Raw genomic sequence first — 3,452 nt, 5'->3', positions numbered from 1 at the left:
TTGCCAGCAAACGATCCGATTCTTCTTTTAACGAGGGTTGCTCATCAGCGCTTGCAAACAGCTTCAGGCCCAGGAAGTTCCGGTTGTCATAAGAAGTGAGTTGCTCGCCCGGTGCAAAACGATCTCGCAGGAGCGAGCGATACAAAAGAATTCTGGCCTCCTCGTCAGGGGCTTGCTTTTGCCAGTTCAGCAGCAACTGATCCGCTGTTGGCCAGCGGGAGAAGGGTTGCTGGATGATCAGCAGGGCACATAAGAAAGCGGTCAAGGGGCGGTGATTATCTTTCTGAAACTGTTGCTCCAGATTCCAGATGCCTTCGTCTTGTATCTGTCATAACGCTTTCAGCTGGTTCAGGAGCCAGTCTTCGTAATGAGGTTGAGGCCAATCCATGACGGACTGGTTCTGAAACTCTTCCAATACATCATGAAGCCAGTGTTCCTGTCGCTTCAGCACCTCAAGATAGTTCTGAATACTGGCTGGAGCCGGCAGACCTGTAGCACTGAGTTTCTCAAACAGGATTCGAGCCCGGCTCAGTTTCTGATCGGGTAGGATCTACAGGTACAGAACGGCAACATACTCATAAACGCTTTCATCGGTCTGGTATTGTTCCATCAGGTCTTCAAGCTGCCTGGCAAGAACTTCTGTGGAATGATTACCTGCAGCCTCGACTTCTCGGAAAGCATCCACCCAGATCGGTGGACTTTCTGCCAGGTAATTCATGACGGAAGAACATAAGACCTGAAAGGCTGAATCTTTTTCCGTAGATTCTTTCCCATAGGTGGTCTGGGACGAGAACAGGCACAATACCAAGATAACCCAACCTATCAGCAAGCAGAACAGGTTTTTTTGATAAAGCCACTGCTTGGTACAGTTCATACCCCGAGGATTCCAAAACAACAAAGTGCACTCAAGGTAGCCAATAAATTTCCATGGCGAAATACTGAAAAGCTGGAAGGGCAAGCCCTTATGCGATAGGAACGCAGAAAGGCTCGACCTTACTTCTCGTTAGCTATTATCTTCTCGGTTGAACACAGACAGGCATCTGTTTATATCCGTGAATATTATTGACTCGTTCCCACGCTCCTGCGTGGGAATGCATACGTAACTGGCAGAGCACTCGGAATTAAACAGCCATGAGCCGGAAACAGCCATGAGCCGGAAATGCCGATCACCCCGAACCATCAAAATGACTACAGAGCCCGAAATAGCGGCATTTTCATAGTAAAAAACGCACAAAAACGACAGGGCTTATCCGTTCTGGCAGTAAGGTGTACATCCTGAGTTAATCCAGGGTGAAAGCATGATGAAACAGAAAGTGGAATATATTCATCAAACCCCGGTGAGTCGTGGTTATGTGATAGGGCAGAACACTGGCGTTATTTCAGCGCAAGGAATGACCTGGGTAGTGAAGGTTTGTTAGAAGTAGATTGGTTGTGGTGAGTTCAGGTATGCATTCCCACGCTGGAGCGTGGGAACGAGTCATGATCCGCCAGCATAAAAGCAGCACATGATAAACCAACAAACTACTTATTTTGATTCACTGAATGTTTCGACGTAATAATTGTATTTTTGAAAATTGAATTCAACGCCGTAGAATAGCTCAAAAAAGTGTATCTTTTCTGAGCTATTGATTGGGTATGCGTCGTACATCGGATTCTGAGGTGGTATGCCAAATAGCTCTTTCAGTTTTGACAAGGGGATACCATCCAGCGGAATTTTATTGGTAAATTTTCCTGACTGCCTGTGAAAGTATGTGATCCAAAATCTCATGCTTAGGGTTCTACTCTTCTTGATCTATTGGGTTTACTAAGCTGCTGACTGCTCTCAGGGTCAAATTCACCTAGATGATGACCCCACTTATCATATTTTTCAATTCTTCCATGTCGACTATCCCATTCATAGATATTCCCTTTTTTATCTTTCCAGCGTTTCCGTAGCTCTCCACCACCTTGTACCGGAGTTTTCCTATCAGATAAAGTCGCTTCAGGAAAAGCCCTCAGGTTCTCAGGTGCCGGAACATAGCCACTGATCCCTTGATACTCATGATCCTCCCGCCCCCCATAATGCTCCTGCCATTCCTTATGCCGAGCTTCTACACTGACCGGATGCCAGCCATCTTTCTTCAAAGCAGGTGATGGCACCCTGGCCAGCTCTGCCAGCCCCTTTACCTTAGCAACCGGCACCAACACCGACAGCACCTTCCCGGCCCCCAGTATACGAGCCTGAGTCGGTTCGTCCAGTTGCTGCCAGACGGCACTGCCCCGGTTGCCGGTGCTGTCGTCGATAAACTCCACCACCGCATCCATGGCGCTATCGATATGGCTTAGCGCATTGAGAACCTGTTCTGTTCCTTGAGGAAAATGCTGGTAGGAGATTCTGACCAGGTTTTCGGTGGTTTGTTCAATGCCCTGAGTGAGCGGGTCTTCGCCTCGGCCGAGGGTTTCCAGGGCAGTGAAGAGAAGATCGGTATCGGATTCCGTTTTATCCGTTGCAGGTGGGTTTTCAAACCCCTCGTTCTCATCAATATCCCAATCTTCATCATCCCAATCAAACGCATCTTCCTGAGCCAGTGCATTAATTTGTTCTCTATAGCGTTCTCCAAGCTCTACAAGTGCCTCATTAGTCTCCCTTCTATCTTCATTAATCGCCTGTTTTTCCTGTTCAAAGCCAGCCTTGAGTCTTTCCCACTCATTCGCCAGTGCCTTACAGCGTTCCATTTGATGATCCAGTGCTTTTGACTGGGGCTGGCAATCAGTAACTGCTCATTTTTTGTAGGCAAAAGTACCGACTTCGAGAATGGCACCTCTGGTTTTACTGGACTGTTGCCAATCGACTCTAAAATTCGCCTACAAAAAATGAGCAGTTACGGCAATCATCCAGTGTCAGCGCCTGTTGCTGAATAGGCTTGCAACGCTGCCCCCACTGCACAAAAGCTTTATTGCTCTTCTCGCAGGCTGGCTCCCAGATTTTTGCCTCTGCCATCCAAACTTGGTGCTGACTGCGCCATTGCTGGTGCTCTTGCTGACAAACTGGCTGAAGCTGGCAAATCTCAGGCATACTCCATTCACAGTTCTGGTACAGATTGTTGTATTCACGGACGTTGTATTCAGAAAGGCAACGCTGAAGCCTGGCTCCACAGTCTATCATCTGACCTTCACGGCGTTTTTTTTCCTGCTGCCAGTCGGTCAGGATTTTATGTCGCTGGATCATTATTTCACGACGTTGGTCACATTCTATTTTGTGTTGCATTCAGCCAGTTTGTTTCGATAGTCATTATGCTCCCGTGTTATCCGTGCCGCCTGGCGGCTCAGATCGTCTGCAATCTTGTCCAGTTTTGCCAGCAAACGATCCGATTCTTCTTTTAACGAGGGTTGCTCATCAGCGCTTGCAAACAGCTTCAGGCCCAGGAAGTTCCGGTTGTCATAAGAAGTGAGTTGCTCGCCCGGTGCAAAAC

The 3,452-nt window shown here is 48.0% G+C and carries 6 protein-coding genes; all 6 read right to left on the bottom strand.

Annotation, left to right across the window (positions count from 1 at the left end):
* On the bottom strand, nt 1–265 hold a 265-nt coding region (locus ACR2PX_RS00845), incomplete at its 3' end, for a hypothetical protein (RefSeq protein ID WP_433997473.1).
* A gap of 285 nt (nt 266–550) precedes the next feature.
* Nucleotides 551–874: a hypothetical protein gene (locus ACR2PX_RS00840; protein WP_433997472.1), complete on the bottom strand. Its 324-nt coding sequence runs from the start codon at nt 872–874 to the stop codon at nt 551–553.
* Between the two features lie 651 nt (nt 875–1,525).
* Entirely contained in the window at nt 1,526–1,768 is a 243-nt protein-coding gene (locus tag ACR2PX_RS00835; RefSeq protein WP_433997471.1) for a DUF7683 domain-containing protein, read from the bottom strand.
* A 2-nt stretch (nt 1,769–1,770) separates the two neighbouring features.
* A complete protein-coding gene (locus tag ACR2PX_RS00830; RefSeq protein WP_433997470.1) occupies nt 1,771–2,715 on the bottom strand; it encodes a colicin E3/pyocin S6 family cytotoxin in 945 nt (314 codons plus the stop codon).
* Nucleotides 2,716–2,833: 118 nt separating this feature from the next.
* A complete protein-coding gene (locus tag ACR2PX_RS00825; RefSeq protein ID WP_433997469.1) occupies nt 2,834–3,247 on the bottom strand; it encodes a hypothetical protein in 414 nt (137 codons plus the stop codon).
* Nucleotides 3,232–3,452: hypothetical protein (locus tag ACR2PX_RS00820; protein ID WP_433997468.1), on the bottom strand; the 221-nt coding region annotated here is incomplete at its 5' end. The genes ACR2PX_RS00820 and ACR2PX_RS00825, both read right to left, overlap by 16 nt.

Origin of the sequence: Endozoicomonas sp. (assembly GCF_051008435.1) — a bacterium.
GTDB lineage: Bacteria > Pseudomonadota > Gammaproteobacteria > Pseudomonadales > Endozoicomonadaceae > Endozoicomonas_A.
Note: the sequence above shows the minus strand (reverse complement) of the source record. Positions and strands in the feature narration are given on the sequence as shown.